Here is a 16942-nt window from a genome sequence, read left to right as displayed (position 1 = left end):
CGGCTACGCCAGGTTTTCAGAGCCTTCCCGGGTTAGAAGCCAAGCGGTGGCTTGCCCGAGCCATCGCGCAGCTTGAGACCGATCTTGAGTATCCTGTCTTTCTCCACGGCAGCGACCACCCATGTGTGGTCCTGCCACTCAACACTGTCGCCGATTACCGGGTGACCGCCCAGCTGTTTGCCGAAAAAGCTCGCGAGCGTTGCTTCGGCGATATCGGGGTCGACCTTGAAGCCATAAAAGGCCCCAACGTCGGCGAGATGCGCCTCGCCTTCGAGGATGAAGTCACCGAAAAAATGCCGGTTCTCCAGATAGCTGGGGGTGCGTGTCTGGCTGAATAGCTTGGAAAGCGCCGGCAGATCCCGGGGCCGGCCTATCACACACAACACGTCATTCAGCGCCAGACGCGTGCTACCCGTCGGATGCAACAGATGACGCCCGCGGAACAGCGCGGCGATACGTGTGTCATTGGGCATATTCAGCGCGCGCAGCGGGATACCCACGCACCAGTTGGCGTTATCCAGCTGATAGATCAGCAGTTCGTAATTGTTGTCGACGGCGAGATCCAGGCTGGTACGCTGCAGCGGCTCAGGTTCCGGGGGGATCTCCACCCGACACAGGCGCGCTGCGATCGGCAGCGTGGAGCCTTGCAGCAATAGCGATACCAGCACCACCACAAAGGCCAGGTTGAATAGCAGCTGCGCCTGCTCCAGGCCGGCAAGCAGGGGGAAGATCGCCAGAATGATCGGCACCGCCCCACGCAGGCCGACCCAGCAGATGAACATTCGCTCGCGCCAGGAGAAGGTGAAGGGCGACAGGCAAACAAGTACCGCGATCGGCCTTGCGACCAGAATGAGAAACATGGCGATGAACACTGCGGGCCAGACGATTGGCAGCATTTCGCTTGGGGTTACCAGCAGCCCAAGCATGAGGAACATGCCGATCTGGCTCAGCCAGGCCATACCGTCCTGCACATGGAGAATGTTCTGCAGGTTGCGTACGCGCCGGTTGCCCAGGACCACGCCAGTGAGATAGATCGCCAGGAAACCACTGCCACCGACATGGTTGGTCGCCGCGAAAACCAGGATGGCCCCGCTGGTGATCAGCAGCGGATAAAGGCCGGTTGCCAGATTCACCTTGTTCACCAGCCAGGCCAGCAGCACGCCGCCAATCAGTCCGCACACACCGCCGATACCAAACTGCTGGATCAGTAGCAAGGCGAACGACCAGTCAAAGGATTCCTGGCCTGAGCGCAGCATCTCCACCAGTGTGATGGTCAGGAAAATCGCCATCGGATCGTTGGAGCCGGATTCTATCTCCAGCGTCGCGCCGACCCGCTGCTTGAGGTTGAGCCCTTTGCCCTGGAGTAGCGAGAACACGGCAGCGGCATCGGTGGAGCCCACAATCGCGCCGAGCAGCAAACCCTGCAGCCAGTGTAGATCCAGTAGCCATGCGGTGAGTACGCCCGTTAGCGCAGCGCTGATCAGAACGCCGAGACTTGCCAGCGATATGGCCGGCCACAAGCCTACGCGAAAGTTCTCCACCCGGGTGCGCATGCCACCGTCGAGCAGAATGATTGCAAGCGCCAGGCTGCCTATCAGGAATGCAGTGTCTATATTGTCAAAGACGATGCCACCCGGACCGTCGACGCCGGCGAGCATGCCAATGATCAGGAAGATCAGCAGCAGTGGGATGCCCAGGCGGGAAGACAACGAGCTGGCGAGAATGCTGGCGCCGATCAGCAGCGCGCCGATCATGAAGAGGGTGTTGATGTAATCCATCGGGCGGGGGTCCGTCCTGTCGTGAGTTGCGCGAATCACTATACCCTGTGCTTCGCCGCTCACGGCCCCACCGGTGAAAAAAATCTGTTGTATAGTCAGCGCATTGCACAGCGGAGCGAAGCAAACGCTGCACATGATTGCCACAGAGGAGCAAAGCTGATGGAAGCGGATTTCTGGCACGAGCGCTGGGAACGGGGCGAGACCGGGTTCCACAAGGCAGATATCAACCCGTTACTCAGCCGCTGGTGGCCTTCGCTTGAGCTGGCGGCTGACTCCGCTATATGGGTGCCGCTGTGCGGCAAAAGTCTGGATATGATCTGGCTCGCTGAGCGCGGTCATCGCGTCATCGGGGTGGAGCTCTCGCGCACTGCACTGGAAGCCTTCGCCGAGGAAGCGGGTATCAGCCTGCAGTGGCAGGCATGCGGACAGTTCAGAGAGGCACAGGCGCAGCCATATCGGTTCTACTGCGGTGATTACTTCGCCTTGTCTGAAGAAGACGTCGTATCGGTCGCGGGGGTGTATGACCGGGCGGCGCTGATCGCACTACCAGAACCCATGCGCGCCGACTACGTCGAGCATATGCGGCGCATTCTGCCTTCCGGCTGGAAAATGCTGTTGGTGACGCTGGATTATCCGCAGCACCAACGCCCAGGCCCGCCCTTTGCGGTATCAGACAACGAGGTTCGGCGGCTTTTCGCGGGCTGCAGCATCAGCTTGCTGGAGGACCAGTCAGTGCTCGAGGACCATCAGGTATTCAAGCAGCAGGGCATGACGCGTCTGAACGAGCGCGTCTATATGATCAGTCAGGGCTGACGGTTGTGCTGGCCGCGGTGCTGGGATTGTTTTACAAGCTGCTGCCGCTGTATGTGACAGTCGCGCTGGGTTGGATTGCGGGGCGCTATTTGCAGGCCAGCGGCCGGCACATCGCCGGCATCATGTTGTACATCGTCACACCTTCTGTTGTGTTTTCCGGCGTGATGAGCGCGCCGCTGAGTCTCGAGGTGGTGCTGCTTCCGTTCCTGGTGCTCGGCTTCTGCTCGATAATCGGCATCGGTCATCTCGTTGTCGCGCGACGCGTGCTGACCGATGGCAGCGCGAGTCTGATCCCGCTGTCAGTCGGTACCGGCAATACCGGCTATTTTGGTGTGCCGGCGGCGCTGCTGTTGTTTGGTGAGCAGGGCCTCGGTTTGTACATCGTCTGCATGCTTGGTACAACGCTCTACGAGAGCTCTGTAGGATTCTATCTTGCAGCACGTGGCCGCTTTGGCGTGCGCGACTGCCTGATCAAGGTATCCCGGTTACCCTCGCTCTACGCCTTCTTCCTGGCTGTGCTGCTTAACCTTAACCAGGTCGCCATTCCGCTGGCGTTCGTGCCCTTGTTCGACAATCTGCGCGGGGCATACAGCGTGTTCGGCATGATGATCATCGGGATGAGCATCCTCAGCTTTCAGGGTCTCGCCGGGAATGCACGCTTCACCGCACTGGCGTTCTTCGGCAAGTTTGTTGCCTGGCCGGTGCTGGCGCTGTGTTTCTGGTGGATTGACAGCCAGTTTCTGCATATCTACAGCACGGCTGTGTATCAGGCAGTGCTGCTCATCTCCTTTACGCCGATTGCAGCCAATACGGTGGTGATTGCCACCTTGCTGGATATTGCGCCGCAACAGGTAGCAGGCACGGCTCTGCTGAGCACCCTGTTCGCGCTGCTGTACATTCCGTTTATGGTGTCCTGGTTGCTTTGAGTCGTGTCCGGAGAAGGCGGCGGCATGGCTCGCGATCGGACTCGATGGGCATGCACGCCGTGACTCCGCGCTTTCATCGCCAAACATGCGCAATCTAACTCCTCCAGCTTCCAGCTTCCAGCTTCCAGCTTTAGAGCGGCAGAGCGAGATAGAACTGGGCGCCTTGTTCCGGCCGTGAATGCACGCCGATGTGGCCGCCGTGCAGCTGCACAATTTCCTTGCACAGTGCCAGCCCGAGACCGGCGCCGCCTTTCTTGCGACCGACCTGCACGAACGGCTCGAATACGCGGGCCTGCTGGCTGTAGGGAATGCCTTCGCCGTCGTCCTTGACGCTGATGATCACCCGTTCGCCCTGGCGCCACGCCTGCAGTGTGATGCAGCCACAGGTCTTGCTGTGCCTGAGCGCATTGCCGATCAGATTGTCGAGCACCCGCTCGATCTGCAGGCGGTCCATTGGCACATGGGGCAGTGGCTCAGGGATATCCACCTCAAGCTCAACGTCATGCTCCGCGACCTGAGTCGCGTTGCGTTGGCGGGTATGTTCGAGCAGTTCGACAACATCACAGGGGTGCAACTCGATCTTCTGCACGCCGTTCTGATAGCGGGAGAAGTTCAGCAGGTCGTTGATTAGCTTGACCAGACGGCGCATCTCCTGGTCGACGGTTTGCACCAGTTCGAGCTGGCGTGGGCCGACGTCCTTGATTTGCTCCTGCAGCAGCGAGAAGGCCATGTGCATCCCGGTGACCGGGGTGCGCAATTCGTGGGATGCGCGCAGAACGAATTCGCTACGGACCCGCTCGAAGGCACGTTGTTCGGTAACGTCGCGCATCACCATCACTGCACCCTGAATCTGCCCGTGTTGCTGTCCGAACGCAGCCAGGCTGTAGGCCAGCAGGCGCGTTTCACCGTTAGCTTCTATGCACAGATCTTCAATCGCATGGTCGAGCAGCCCTGCATTGAGCACCTGATGGAGTTGCTCGTCGAGCTCGGGCTTGCTCAACGCAGCACCCGGACTCAGGCCGATGTGCTCGCTGTCCCAGTCAAGCTGACGTTGGGCTACCGGATTGAAATGCTCTACGCGGCCGTCGCGACCGATGATCAGTAACCCGTCGTTGATACTGTCGAGTACCGCGCGCAAGCGCCGCTGTTCGGACTGCAGCGCCTCGAAATCGCTGTGCTTGAACTCGCGCAGCGCCTCGGCCATGCTGCCGAAACGCCGGCTCAATGCGGATAGTTCGGCGATGGGAGAGAGCGGCAGGATTACCTTGAAATCACCGCGACCGATCTGGTCTGCTGCCTCGGCGAGTGCTTCAATCGGCCGCCCGAATCGCTGGGCGATGCTGTGCGCGGTAATGAAGCCGATCAGCAATACGGCAAGACCAATCAATCCGAGAAGCGAGGCCATCAGCCAGGCGCGCTCCCTGGATCGGGTCTCAGCGCGCTCGATGTCGGACAGGTAGTGTGCCTGCACGCGGTTGATGCGCTGACGAAGAGCAGCCAGCGCCTGACTGAATTCATCGGTGCTCAGCAGCGACTGTCTGGCACCAACCGGGCGATCCATCAATTCGCTGAAGTAGTCGTAACTGAGTGCGATCTCCTCGATTTCAATCTTGTCAGCTTCATTCATCGCGCTGCGTCGTGCCAGCTCAAGCGATTCCCGGAAAGCCTCATCGGCCGCTCTGATCGCTTCGGGTTCAGCGTCGTCAGACACCATCAATACCGTCTGATTGCCGACCTGCTCGTGCATGTTCATCGTCGCATGGATGAACCCGACGTTGCGGGTCATCGCCTGCGTCTGGGCCTTGGTCAGCTGCAGAACCCCGAAGATACCCAGAAGCAGGCCCAGCAGAGCAACAGTCAGCAGTGCACTGGTACTCAGGAAGAGGCGGTTACGCAGATTCATAGATCCAGTTGCTTACGCTTGCGGTAGAGCGTCGAGGCGTCGATACCCAGGGTCTTCGCTGCCTGTTCGAGGGTCGAGCTGTTGGCCAGGACTGCAGCGATATGGGCGCGCTCAAGTTCGACCAGGCTCATTTCGGCACCGATACGCGGAGCACTGCTGGCAGCAGGCTCCGCTAACCCGAGGTGGCTCAGTTGAACCAGGTCTTCGCTGCAGATGATGGTCGCGCGTTCGATGACGTTACGTAACTCGCGAATGTTGCCTGGCCATTTATAGGTCAGCAATGCCTGCCTCGCTTGCTCGCTGAAGTTTTTTGCGGGCCGCGCATATTCACCGACAAAGTGAGCGAGGAACCGGTCTGCCAGATCAAGAATGTCCTCGGGACGTTCGCGTAGCGGCAGCAGGGTAATGGTGATTACGTTGAGACGGTAATAAAGGTCCTCGCGGAACTGACCGGTCTGTACCATTTCCGAGAGGTCAAGATTGGTGGCCGCGAGAATCCGTACGTTGGCATGCCGGGTAACCGGGTCACCAATGCGCTCATATTCCTTGTCCTGAATAAAGCGCAGCAGTTTCGGCTGAATTGCCAGCGGAAAGTCGCCCACCTCATCGAGAAACAGGGTGCCGCCGTCAGCCTGGCTGACGCGTCCCAGCGTGCTTTCGTTGGCGCCGGTAAATGCACCACGGGTGTGGCCGAACAACTCGCTTTCCATCAGGTCGCCAGTCAGGGATGGACAGTTGATCGTGACAAAAGCCTTGGCGGCGCGCTTGCTCCACCCGTGTATCGCTCTGGCAAGCTCGCCCTTGCCGGTTCCTGATTCGCCAAGGATGAGAATGTTAGCGTCCGTGGTAGCGACCTGACGGGCGGTTTCGATAATCCCCATCATCGCCGGGCAGCGTGATGTAACGCTGTCGCTGCGTTTGCGCACTTCGCCTTCAAGGGCTTCGAGCCGCGCAGCCAGCTGGCGTACTTCAAGCTGCTTGGCGGCGGCCAGACGCAGCTGATCAGGGCTGCAGGGCTTGACCAGATAATCCGTTGCCCCGGCGTGCATTGCGTTAACAGCGGAATCGACAGCCGAATGCGCGGTAACGATCACCACGCGCATCCAGGGTGCCTGTATACGCATATGAGCGAGGACATCCAGTCCGTTATCTTCACCAAGTCGCAAATCGAGGAAGCAGAGGTCAAAAACCTGCTGTTGAATCACCGCTTCAGCCTGCGCCGCGCTGCTCGCGGTGATGACCTGGTAACCCTCATCTTCCAGGCAGTAGCGGAAAGTGCGAAGGATTGCTGCTTCGTCATCTACAAGAAGAATACGTCCGCTTTTTTGTTCCATCGTCTCCATTGTTCCTGTTCGGGCCGGATATCTGACGGCGAGCATAAGGCTATCATGCAAATTGCATGGCGACAGGGACAGGGTCATGCATGCTGCATGCTGGCCTTGTGCGACTGATTATTTAAGTAATTGATTTCATTACAATAAAAGTAGTTTCGAAGATGGCATGCGAATTGCCAGTATTATCCTGTGTTAATCCATATGGTCATCGTCCCGCATACCTCCAGGCGCAGCACTCCGGGATTCGACTGGGCGACAGACGAAGGATGTTACATCAGATGAGGCGTGAAGGAACCCGCTTGTTGCATCGGCTGTTCAACCGCCGGAGCGCCGCCTCAAGGGCAGTGAGCGCCAGAAAGAGCGAGTAGAGCCAACGACTGGCTCGCATCACCAATGCATTTACCCGGCCAGGAGGGGTCGCCTGGCCAGGCAGAAGGAGAATGAGCATGAAACAGCGTGACTGGGGGATTTTACTGCTGGGCAAAGGTCTTTTTGCCAGCGCTGCCTTGTTGGTGATTCTAGGAGCTGAGAGTAATGCAAGCACACAGGCGCCGCAGGCTTCGACGCTTTCCCAGCAAATCGTGTATTCGCGGGCGGCGAGCGCCACTAGCGAGGTGCCTGAGCAATCAGCCGGGCCGCGCTGGGTTTTTTAGCTGTCAGGTTGATCCAATTCAGCTCAGAGGCCCGCCTGACTATCCTGCCTGCAGCGCCGATTCAAGGAGCAAGAATGCTTAGTTGGGCTGTCGCATTTCTGGTGATTGCCATCGTGGCCGCTGTGCTGGGTTTCGGTGGCATTGCAGGGACCGCAACCGGTATCGCCAAGATACTCTTTGTGGTGTTTCTGGCGATGTTTATCCTCGCCTTTGTTGCGAGTTATCGACGGCGGCTGTAGTGAATCAGCTGCGGGCCAGGATCTCGGCGTAGATACTTTTCACTTCACGGGCAAAACGCTCCACCGAATAGTCGCGTGCAAAGTCTCGGGCATTGATTCCCAGGCGGCGACGCAGCGTTTCGTCCCGCATCAGCTCATCTACCTTCGCAAGCCAGGCTGATTGATTGCCAGGGGTCTTGAAGCCGTTAACGCCTTCCCTGATCACATCGTCGGTCCCACTGGAGCGAACGGCTACAACCGGCAATCCCGCAGCCATTGCCTCGAGCAATACCATGCCTTGGGTTTCTGATTTGGATGTAAATACGAACAGCTCACCGAGGCCGTAGTAGAGGGGCATCTCGGCGGGCGCGACGCTGCCCAGCAGGGTCACGTTCCTGTTCAGATCGAGATTGTCGATGCGTTGCTGGAGTCGTCCGCGCTGGTGGCCGTCACCGATAATCAGGAGTCGAAATGCTCTTTCACTGGTTTGTGCGAGCGTGGCGGCGGCGTCAATCATGAAGTCCAGATTCTTCTCGTTGGACAGTCGCGACACGGTCAGTAGCACGATTTCGTCTGTAATCCCGAGTTGTTGACGCAGCTGGCGAACGCGCTCGGGCGCCGTTTGCAGAAAACGCTGATACTCGATGCCGGTTGGCTGGACAAAAGTTGGCGTCCTGACGCCTATCATCCTCAGGTATTCCTCCGCCGAGTAGGTCGGCACGATGATCCCGTCGCACTTGTTGGCAAAGCGTTTGATCAATGCGTGCGAAATGAAATTGCGAAACAGCCCGCCGGGCAACGGCACAAAGTGCGCGTAGTGCTCAAGGCGCGTGTGATAGGTGTAAACCACCGGAATCTTCAGCCGTTTGCCCAGGTACAGACCGAGTGAGCCGACCCATATCGGATGGTGAACATGAATGATGTCCGGCTTGAACGCTTGCAGATGCCGGCGCACGCGGGGCAGGAAGATATTCGCCAGCCTGAAGTCGCCTGGTTTACCAAAGGCCAGCAGCGAAGGCAGGCGCAGTGTGTCCTGCTCGACCCCGGGCTGGTCACGATAACGCGGGGCAACCAACAATACCTTGTTGCCGAGATCCTGGAGTCCCAGGCGTAGCCGCTCGATAGAGATCGGCACGCCACCTATGAACGGAAGGTAATTATTGGTAAACATGGCTACGCGCAGGGGTTTGTTGAGCCAGGGTGCCGGGTTGATATCGAAGTCCCGGTAATAACTGCGCTCTGAAAACAGCAGCAGATACAAGCGGATCGCGATCAGGCTCAACAGCGATACGAGCAGCATGAAATTGACAAAGCCGACGTAGAACAGCGAGTAAAAGAAGAACCACAGGCTTTCGAGGGTGGCCCAGAATGGGTGCTGCCCGATAACCAGCGGTACCAGTCGCGTCGTAACCGATTCGGGTGTGACCGACACCTCTATATAATGATGAAAACTTTCTGAATCGTTCAGAATCAGTCCGCCGGCGCCCCCCGTGATGATGTGGCGGGTCCCGTCGAGGACCTGCTCGGAGAACACCGGAAGATTGGCCGAAAACACGACATCGACCTGATATTGGCGCAACAGCTTGAGCAATTCAGTCCGAAACGCATCGGGCTGCAGGTAATCGCCGTCACGCACAAAAAACCGGTTTTGCTTGATCGGCAGCAGAGGATGGCCGGTGAATACCAGGGTATGCGCGGCATCGCTCTGCTCAAGCAGGTCGCCAAGCCAGTGCAGCTGCCAGCGATAGGGCGTCTTGCCAGTGCTGTCGAGGAAGATGAGCCGGGTGTTGGCCGCGCGAACCGAATACAGGTGCGGCCCGAAATCCTCATAAAAGCGAAAGCTACCAAAGTTGGAATACTCATTGGCACCAAAGGTCAGTAGAAAAGGAATATCGAGCTTTTCGAGGGTGCCATGCAGGGAGCGGTATTTGTCTTCGCCGCCGCTGCTGACGGCGTTTCCGGCAGATACCACAAAATCCAGTCCTGACTGATTCAGCTGCGGTATGAAACTCCTTTCAAAAATGCCCACGGAATTGTTCATGTTACCGACCACGGCGAAGTTGAAGCTGTCCCGGTCGTGTAGCCGTGAATCGATTTCCAGCAGCTGTTCGGTATGCACGGCCTCGACGTCAGGCTTGTACAGCGCCAGATAGACCTTGTAACTCACCAGTATCAGGAGTGTCAGAACGTTTACGTAAAACAGGGCCTTGAGCCGAATGTTGCGGCGCTTCATGATTGCCCTTTGCGGCTGAGTTCGCGTTGCATGACCAGTAGCCCGACAATCATCCCCAGATAAATCGTAAGCACGCGCCAGCCGATCGTTACCAGCACCAGATGGTTGGCCCCGAGGATGCTGCTGAAAAAGCTGCCGAAGAGTCCTTCCGATATGCCCGATGCGCCTGGAGTCGGCGAGAAGTACATGACGAAGGTAGTGACCACCAGCAGGCCCACGGTGACCAGGTAGTCGACGTCGTAACCCAGCGCGAAAATCAGCAGGGCAGGGAAGCTGAAAAGACTGAGGAGAAAGACAAAGGTCGCGAGAACCGAAAGCACCACGTTGAGTTTGGAGCCGCGCATATAAATGCTGAACGAGTGGGAGAAACGGAGCATCTCCCTGCGTAACTTGTACTGCCAATGGCGGTGTCGCGCTTCGTTGAGCAGACCGATGCTATGCGCCTGCCGCAGCACGGCGCTGATCGGCAGGATCAGCAGGCGCGTACGCAATAGCAAAACAGCGAAAAAGCTCAGATAAGCCATTATCACCACCGCCAGCAGGCCACCCACCCGGCTGATGATCGTCTGATTGTTGAGGTGATCGAGCGTCAACAGGAAAATCGGCGTAAATCCGAAGATGAAAATCACCGCCAGAATGGTTCGGATGGTGGTGGCTGCGGTGGCGGTGCCAAGGCGTACCCCATGCCGACGCAAGTACCAGATTTGTGCTACCCCTCCGCCAGTAGCCATTGGCGTTATGTTGGAAAAGAAGATATTTACGAAAACCAGACGAAATACTTCCTTTAACGCGATCTGCTGATCCAGCGCCTTCAGGGTGTAGTACAGGCGCAGCGCATCGGACAGATAGTAAATGCCGAGCAGGCCAGTTACGGCAAGCAGCGTCTGCCAGCTGATCAGCCTGAAGTCGAAGGTCAGGCTGGTATCCGGCACCTGGAGGTAAACGGCCCAGATGCCGAGGCTACTCAAGCCCATAAAGAGCAAGCTAAGCCCCAGCAGGCGTTTCGCTGAAGCATTAGGCAGGGTGTCGCGCGCATTGCGTGGGTCGGACATCAAAGGCCTGTAGTGTTTCGCCGGGCTCGAGTTCACCGGTATCTGTGCATGAGTTGGTTATCGCCATGATAACGCTGGCAGGCGCTCCCGCCAGCTTCGCAGCCTGCCCTGTCTGGCGAAGCTGGAGCGGGAACGAGCTTTTGAGAGGCATGTTTAGGAGAGGTTCCGCAGTTTCCAATGGGACAGCGGGTTGTAAGTTCCGGCCAACTCGTTACAATAGCGCGGCCCGTCAAGCACGGGCACGCTATGGTGGTCCTGTCGGTCCCCTCGCAATGATTCGCCGTGAACCTGGTCAGGCCCGGAAGGGAGCAGCCACAGCGGTTACATCGTGTGCCGGGGTGTGGCTGGCAGGGCCGCCACCCATAGCCTTCTTCTCAGTCTTTTCCGCCCCTCGTTATGCCCCCAGATCGCCGTTTGGTACCTGGTCGTCACTTCGCGTCTGACCTGTTTCACAGGCTTAGAACTCAAGCGTCTTTGGCGTTGCATCCTAATAATTCAAAAAGCTAACCTCCGGGCATCATCGTCTGAACCGATGGCTTTCGGGATGGGTCATAACTTTGTAACGCTTTGTTCATCCCAGGCGGGGCCAGCCCCGGGGACATCCCCTTAAAGGACGAAGAAGATGACTATCTCTCCACCATAGTTGCTCTTGCACTCTCGAATAAATCACCTGTTTGAGATGGTCGCATTTTGCAAAGTGGCGGGAGAGAGCTGTGGAATTCAGAAGAGATATCAACGGACTTCGGGCCGTGGCAGTCGTGCTGGTCGTGCTGTTTCATTTCGGTCTGCTCGGCATGGAAGGCGGCTTCATCGGAGTCGACGTGTTTTTCGTCATCTCGGGTTTTTTGATGACGGGCATCATTTACTCCAGGATGGAAAAGAACACTTTTACCATCCCTCAGTTTTATCTTGATCGCTGCCGTCGCATCATTCCAGCGCTAGCCTTCGTCTGTCTGTTTTTGCTGATCGTGGGCTGGTTCCTGCTGTTACCGGGTGATTACGCGTCACTTGGCAGGGAGGTGCTTGGCAGCCTGGCGTTTGTATCCAACCTCCTGTTCTGGAAACAGGCCGGTTATTTCGAGCAGGCCTCGCACGATCAATGGTTGCTGCATACCTGGTCGCTTTCCGTTGAATGGCAGTTCTATATCTTCTATCCAGTGCTGATCGTCGCGCTGCGCAAGCTGGTCTCTGCTTCGAATACGCGCTGGTTTCTATGGGCGCTGGCTGCCTTTTCCTTCGGATTGTCGGTGTATGCCTCGGGCAAATGGCCGACCTCGGCGTTCTTCCTGCTGCCCACGCGCGTGTGGGAGATGCTTGCGGGGAGTTTGATCTATCTATACCCCATGACTGTGGGCAAGCGTACCGGCAAGACGATGGAGATTGCCGGACTGGCAATCATCGTTGTCTGCGCAGTGAGTTTCAGCGAGAACACCCACTGGCCGGGCTGGTTGGCCGCGCTGCCGGTGTTCGGTGCGGTACTGGTTATCGCATCTTCCCAGGGCGAATCGCTGATTACCGGCAACCCCGTCGCGCAATTCCTCGGCAAGACCTCTTACTCCTTGTATCTCTGGCACTGGCCGATAGCGGTCTGGTTGTATTATTTCGGCCTTGAGCACGATATGCGCTGGGTTCTGTTCGCGGTCGGCACCTCTGTGCTGGCCGGTTGGCTGTCCTTTACCTTCATAGAGGGCATGGCGTGCAAGAAACCGCGTTACGCCCCGGCACTGAAGCCGCGTTCGGTAATTGGTGGTCCGGTTGTCGCTGCCTGCGCTCTGGCTTCAATCACCTTTGTGGCGAACGGGTTCCCCGACAGGATGACCGAGCAGTTCAGGCGTACCACAGCGGATCTCGTGATGCCCTGGAAACAGAGTGGATGGTGCTTTCACAGCGTCGAAACCTTTCCTGAGCTTGAGGTGGGTGAGGCAGGTTTGGGCTGTGAATTGGGAGATAGATCGGCAGAGGTGAACGGCCTGCTGTTCGGTGATTCCTTTGCGGGACATTACGATCCTTTCTGGGATGACATTGGTCAGCACATATCGATGAAGATCGATTCGGTGTCCACTGACTGGTGTTATCCCAGTCTGAGCGAGGAATACACAGGCCCTTACACTGGGCGCGGTTATCAGCAGTGTCTGTTCAATCGTGAATATCTGGTTGCTAACCTTTCCGACTATGATTTCGTCGTCTTCGCCGGCCAGTGGGGGGCGGTTCACGCCAAACAGCAGATGCAGGGCGTGTTCGATATCGTCGCCATGGCCGCGGAACAGTCAGCGCTGGTAATCCTCATGCCGGCACCAACCAATTTCGATGTCAACGTCAAGAATATGTATCAACGCAGCCTGTTATTCGACACCTCCTTCGATATCTCGCGCTTCCACAAGGAACGGGACGAGTCGGCGCGTGCTGCCAATCGGGAGCTGTCCCAGTTGGCCTCACAGTTTGCCAACGTGCTGTACTTCGATCGCGATGCGCTATTCAACGTGGATGGTGTGCCGTCAGATGTAACACGTGACAATATTCCCTTCAGCCTGGATGAATCAGGTCACATCAGCGTCTATGGCGCGAAAATGGCGGCCCGTGCATTTCGCCAATCCAGCCTGTTCGAGGAGTTTGCTGACATGGCTACGGGCGGCAGGCAGGGCGAAATACCGGAAAGACGCTACGTCGGAAATTGATTGCCGCCGGGATGCGCGAGCGATGTGCTGGATGAGGCAGGCGCGTCGGGCGCGTCTCGCATTGTCGGTCTGCTTTGGTTAAAGTACCGGATTGCCCCAACGATCAGAGCGGACTGCAGATATCCCGATGAGTTACCAGGTTTTAGCCCGAAAATGGCGTCCGCGCCTGTTCCGCGAAATGGTCGGCCAGACCCATGTGTTGCAGGCTCTGATCAACGCTCTGGACCATGATCGCCTGCATCATGCCTATCTGTTTACGGGTACCCGCGGTGTCGGCAAAACAACGGTCGCACGTATTCTCGCCAAGTGTCTGAATTGCGAATCGGGAGTCAGTTCGGAGCCTTGTGGCGTCTGCTCGGCCTGCAAGGAAATCGACGAAGGCCGCTTCGTTGACCTGATCGAAGTGGACGCAGCCAGTCGCACCAAGGTCGAGGACACCCGTGAGCTGCTCGACAATGTCCAGTACGCTCCGTCGCGGGGTCGTTTCAAGGTCTATCTGATCGACGAAGTGCATATGCTTTCCAGCCACAGTTTCAACGCCCTGTTGAAAACGCTGGAAGAGCCGCCTGCCCACGTCAAGTTCCTGCTGGCCACTACCGATCCGCAAAAGCTGCCGGTAACCATTCTTTCACGCTGTCTGCAGTTCTCCCTGAAGAACATGCTGCCCGAGAAAGTCGTCGAGCATCTTCGCTTCGTGCTGGGTGAAGAGAATGTTCCTTTCGACGAGGAGTCGTTGTGGCTGCTGGGCCGCGCAGCTGACGGCTCGATGCGCGATGGACTGAGCCTGACCGACCAGGCTATTGCCTTTGGCAATGGCGCGCTGCGTGTTGCCGAGGTGCGCAATATGCTGGGCACTATCGATCATAGTCAGGTGTTTGGTCTGCTTGAAACATTGGCCCGAAGTGATGCCAAAGCATCGCTGGCCCTGGTAGCCGAGCTGGCAGAGCAGGGCGCGGATTTTGCCGGCGTGCTGGCCGAGCTAATCTCCACCCTGCAGCGGCTCGCTGTTGCGCAGGTTGTCCCCGAAGCCATTGATAACAGTCTGGGCGACCAACACCGGATTGTTGAGCTTGCCGGCCAGATCAGCGCAGAGGATGTCCAGCTGTTCTATCAGTTGGCATTGCATGGCAGAAGAGATTTACCACTATCGCCCGATCCGCGGGGTGGCTTCGAGATGGCTTTGCTTCGCATGATGGCCTTCAGGCCCGGCACACTGAGCGACGCCGCCGCGCCGCCGCAGGCTGCTCCCTCGTCGGGAAAGTTGCCGGGGTTCAGCCAGGCCAGGGCTGAACCCGAACCGGGCCGGCCAGCCGCTCCCGGTGTTGCTGGCCGGTCCCATGCTACGCCAGGTTCCAATGACGCTGCGCCGCAGGAATCGTCTGTACCTGCGCAGACTGCGCCCGCGCCAGCTATGCCCAGCCAGGCTACAAAGCCCGTTTCGGCTGCTCCGCAGCTGGATGCCCCGAAGGTAATCGAGCAACCGGTTGCTCCGGCACTTACCGCGGAACAGGTCTTATCGCCGATAGCCAGCCGGCCGCTGAAAAGCGGTACGCCGGTCAAGCCGCCTTACGATGAGGCACCGGCTGAATGGCTGCACGTTCCGCCAGCGGACGATACTGCAGAGCGGGGCGATTATGATGACGAGGAACAACTGGACGTCAGCCAGTATCTCAATGATTGGCAGGTTGCAGAAAACACTGGAGCAGCCACAGAGGCCGCTGCGGAAATTGATGAGGTCAGCGATCTGCCACCCGCGACAGATGTTGCAGCGCAGTGGCTGGACATTTTCACCTCGCTGCGGCTCAGTGGCCTGACCCAGAGCATTGCTGCGCATTGCCAGCTGATAAAGCGCGAGCCAGACACATGGGCGCTGCATCTGGACCCGGGGCACAGCGCGCTATATAACGAGAATCATCGGCTCCGTATCGAGCAGGCGGTGGCAGACCATGTCGGTGCGCCGGTGACGATAATGATTGAAGTGGCCGCACCTACCCAGGAGACGCCAGCAATCGCGGCGGCCCGACGTAAGGTGGCGCGACAGAAGGAGGCCGAGACCAGCATCCAGACCGACCCGCTGGTGCAGAGCCTGGTACGAGAATTCGCGGCGCAGATATGCGATGACAGTATCCGCCCGCTTGATGCTTAGGGTCTGTTAACGTTTCATCGCGGCCGCGACGGAGGCCCGTTTGGCGCAGAACAAGGCGCGAGGAATGAAGTTTGGTTGTTCCAAATGAATGACGAGCAACGCAGTGCTGCACCNTGCGGCGTTGCGGGACTTGGCAAGGGAACAACCATTACCTGCGTCCCGCGCCTTGCGGATCGCCGCCCGGCCTTGCGCCATTTGACACAGCAACGCGGCTCGCGACGAAACGTCAACAGCCCCTAACAACTTAAATGAGGACGCGATCATGATGAAAGGTGGGATGGCAGGCCTGATGAAGCAGGCTCAGGAAATGCAGGAAAAAATGCAGAAAATGCAGGAAGAGCTGGCCAATGCCGAGGTTACCGGCCAGTCCGGGGCCGGATTGGTTTCGGTGGTCATGAACGGTCGCCACGATGTGCGTCGCGTCAGCATTGACGACAGCCTTCTGACTGAAGACAAGGAAGTGCTTGAGGACCTGATTGCAGCGGCCTTTAACGACGCCGTGCGCAAGCTTGAAGCCCAGAGCAAGGAAAAAATGGCGGGCATGACCTCGGGCATGAACTTGCCTGAAGGTTTCAAGATGCCGTTCTGAAGTAACCAGCAAGGACTTCGATGAGTTTCAGCCCCTTGATTCGCCAGTTGATCGATGCCCTGCGGGGACTGCCGGGTGTCGGTCCAAAAACAGCCCAGCGTATGGCGTTGAATATGCTGGAGCGTGACCGCAACGTCGCGCGCCATCTTGCGCATGCCCTGGAGGCAGCGATGGATGGGGTGGGTTATTGCTCACGTTGCCGCATGCTGAGCGAGACGGAAATCTGTTCGCTGTGTTCGGATCCGCGGCGTGATGATGGCCTGCTATGCATTTTGCAGAGCCCGGCCGACGTCTGGGCTATCGAGCAGGCCGGCGGCTTCAACGGCCGCTATTTCGTTTTGAAAGGACACCTGTCACCTATCGATGGTCAGGGGCCGGAGGAGATCGGTATTCCGGCGCTGCTCGAGGCGCTGGAAGGCAGAGAGGTGACCGAAGTGATATTGGCCACCAACCCCACTGTGGAGGGCGAGGCGACCGCCCATTATATTGCCAGTATGTTGAGGCCGAGGGGCATCCGGGTATCGCGACTGGCCCACGGCATTCCGTTGGGGGGTGAGCTGGAATTCATTGATGGCGGTACTCTGGCGCACGCCCTGGCGGGACGCACGCCAGTCGGCTGATG

At 58.1% G+C, this 16942-nt stretch carries 13 protein-coding genes and 1 other RNA gene; 9 read left to right on the top strand and 5 right to left on the bottom strand.

Annotation, left to right across the window (positions count from 1 at the left end):
• Positions 1 to 32: 32 nt before the first annotated feature.
• Complete coding sequence (locus FZE95_RS08185; protein WP_150300375.1) at positions 33 to 1778, bottom strand: potassium/proton antiporter; 1746 nt, start codon at positions 1776 to 1778, stop codon at positions 33 to 35.
• 159 nt (positions 1779 to 1937) lie between these two features.
• Between FZE95_RS08185 and FZE95_RS08180 the strand changes: the two genes are divergently transcribed.
• Positions 1938 to 2591 carry a thiopurine S-methyltransferase gene (locus FZE95_RS08180; RefSeq protein ID WP_150300374.1) on the top strand — a complete coding sequence of 218 codons (654 nt, stop codon included), beginning with the start codon at positions 1938 to 1940 and terminating at the stop codon, positions 2589 to 2591.
• A gap of 8 nt (positions 2592 to 2599) precedes the next feature.
• Positions 2600 to 3517 carry an AEC family transporter gene (locus FZE95_RS08175; protein WP_150300604.1) on the top strand — a complete coding sequence of 306 codons (918 nt, stop codon included), beginning with the start codon at positions 2600 to 2602 and terminating at the stop codon, positions 3515 to 3517.
• Between the two features lie 130 nt (positions 3518 to 3647).
• On the opposite strand, the gene FZE95_RS08170 is transcribed toward FZE95_RS08175, so the two are convergent.
• Both FZE95_RS08170 and algB read right to left on the bottom strand, forming a co-directional pair.
• A complete protein-coding gene (locus tag FZE95_RS08170) occupies positions 3648 to 5420 on the bottom strand; it encodes an ATP-binding protein (protein ID WP_150300373.1) in 1773 nt (590 codons plus the stop codon).
• Complete coding sequence (algB, locus tag FZE95_RS08165) at positions 5417 to 6763, bottom strand: sigma-54-dependent response regulator transcription factor AlgB (protein ID WP_150300372.1); 1347 nt, start codon at positions 6761 to 6763, stop codon at positions 5417 to 5419. Before algB ends, FZE95_RS08170 begins: the two co-directional genes overlap by 4 nt.
• Before the next feature lie 437 nt (positions 6764 to 7200).
• On the opposite strand from algB, the gene FZE95_RS08160 reads away from it, so the two are divergent.
• Together FZE95_RS08160 and FZE95_RS08155 are read left to right on the top strand one after the other, a co-directional pair.
• Positions 7201 to 7407, top strand: coding sequence for a hypothetical protein (locus FZE95_RS08160; protein WP_150300371.1), 207 nt, complete (start codon positions 7201 to 7203; stop codon positions 7405 to 7407).
• A gap of 74 nt (positions 7408 to 7481) precedes the next feature.
• Positions 7482 to 7646: a DUF1328 domain-containing protein gene (locus tag FZE95_RS08155; RefSeq protein ID WP_150300370.1), complete on the top strand. Its 165-nt coding sequence runs from the start codon at positions 7482 to 7484 to the stop codon at positions 7644 to 7646.
• A 4-nt stretch (positions 7647 to 7650) separates the two neighbouring features.
• Here the strand turns inward: FZE95_RS08155 and FZE95_RS08150 are convergent, their stop codons facing one another.
• Positions 7651 to 9858: a glycosyltransferase gene (locus FZE95_RS08150; protein ID WP_150300369.1), complete on the bottom strand. Its 2208-nt coding sequence runs from the start codon at positions 9856 to 9858 to the stop codon at positions 7651 to 7653.
• Positions 9855 to 10910 (bottom strand): lysylphosphatidylglycerol synthase transmembrane domain-containing protein, encoded by a 1056-nt coding sequence (locus tag FZE95_RS08145; RefSeq protein WP_150300368.1) that lies wholly within the window; start codon positions 10908 to 10910, stop codon positions 9855 to 9857. The genes FZE95_RS08150 and FZE95_RS08145 overlap by 4 nt, the downstream gene beginning before the upstream one ends.
• Positions 10911 to 11166: 256 nt before the next feature.
• Between FZE95_RS08145 and ffs the strand changes: the two genes are divergently transcribed.
• The 5 genes from ffs (at position 11167) to recR (ending at position 16940) form a co-directional block, all read left to right on the top strand.
• Positions 11167 to 11263, top strand: an RNA gene (gene ffs / locus FZE95_RS08140) — signal recognition particle sRNA small type.
• Positions 11264 to 11623: 360 nt separating this feature from the next.
• Positions 11624 to 13585 (top strand): acyltransferase family protein, encoded by a 1962-nt coding sequence (locus FZE95_RS08135; protein ID WP_190324533.1) that lies wholly within the window; start codon positions 11624 to 11626, stop codon positions 13583 to 13585.
• 127 nt (positions 13586 to 13712) lie between these two features.
• A complete protein-coding gene (gene dnaX / locus FZE95_RS08130; protein WP_150300366.1) occupies positions 13713 to 15731 on the top strand; it encodes a DNA polymerase III subunit gamma/tau in 2019 nt (672 codons plus the stop codon).
• Between the two features lie 262 nt (positions 15732 to 15993).
• The gene (locus FZE95_RS08120; protein ID WP_150300365.1) at positions 15994 to 16320 is read left to right on the top strand and encodes a YbaB/EbfC family nucleoid-associated protein; all 327 of its coding nucleotides are present in this window, start codon (positions 15994 to 15996) and stop codon (positions 16318 to 16320) included.
• Between the two features lie 20 nt (positions 16321 to 16340).
• Positions 16341 to 16940: a recombination mediator RecR gene (gene recR, locus FZE95_RS08115; RefSeq protein WP_150300364.1), complete on the top strand. Its 600-nt coding sequence runs from the start codon at positions 16341 to 16343 to the stop codon at positions 16938 to 16940.
• The last annotated feature ends 2 nt before the right edge of the window (positions 16941 to 16942 follow it).

Origin of the sequence: Pseudomonas profundi (assembly GCF_008638305.1) — a bacterium.
Lineage (GTDB): Bacteria > Pseudomonadota > Gammaproteobacteria > Pseudomonadales > Pseudomonadaceae > Halopseudomonas > Halopseudomonas profundi.
This window is presented reverse-complemented; position numbering and strand designations above follow the sequence as displayed.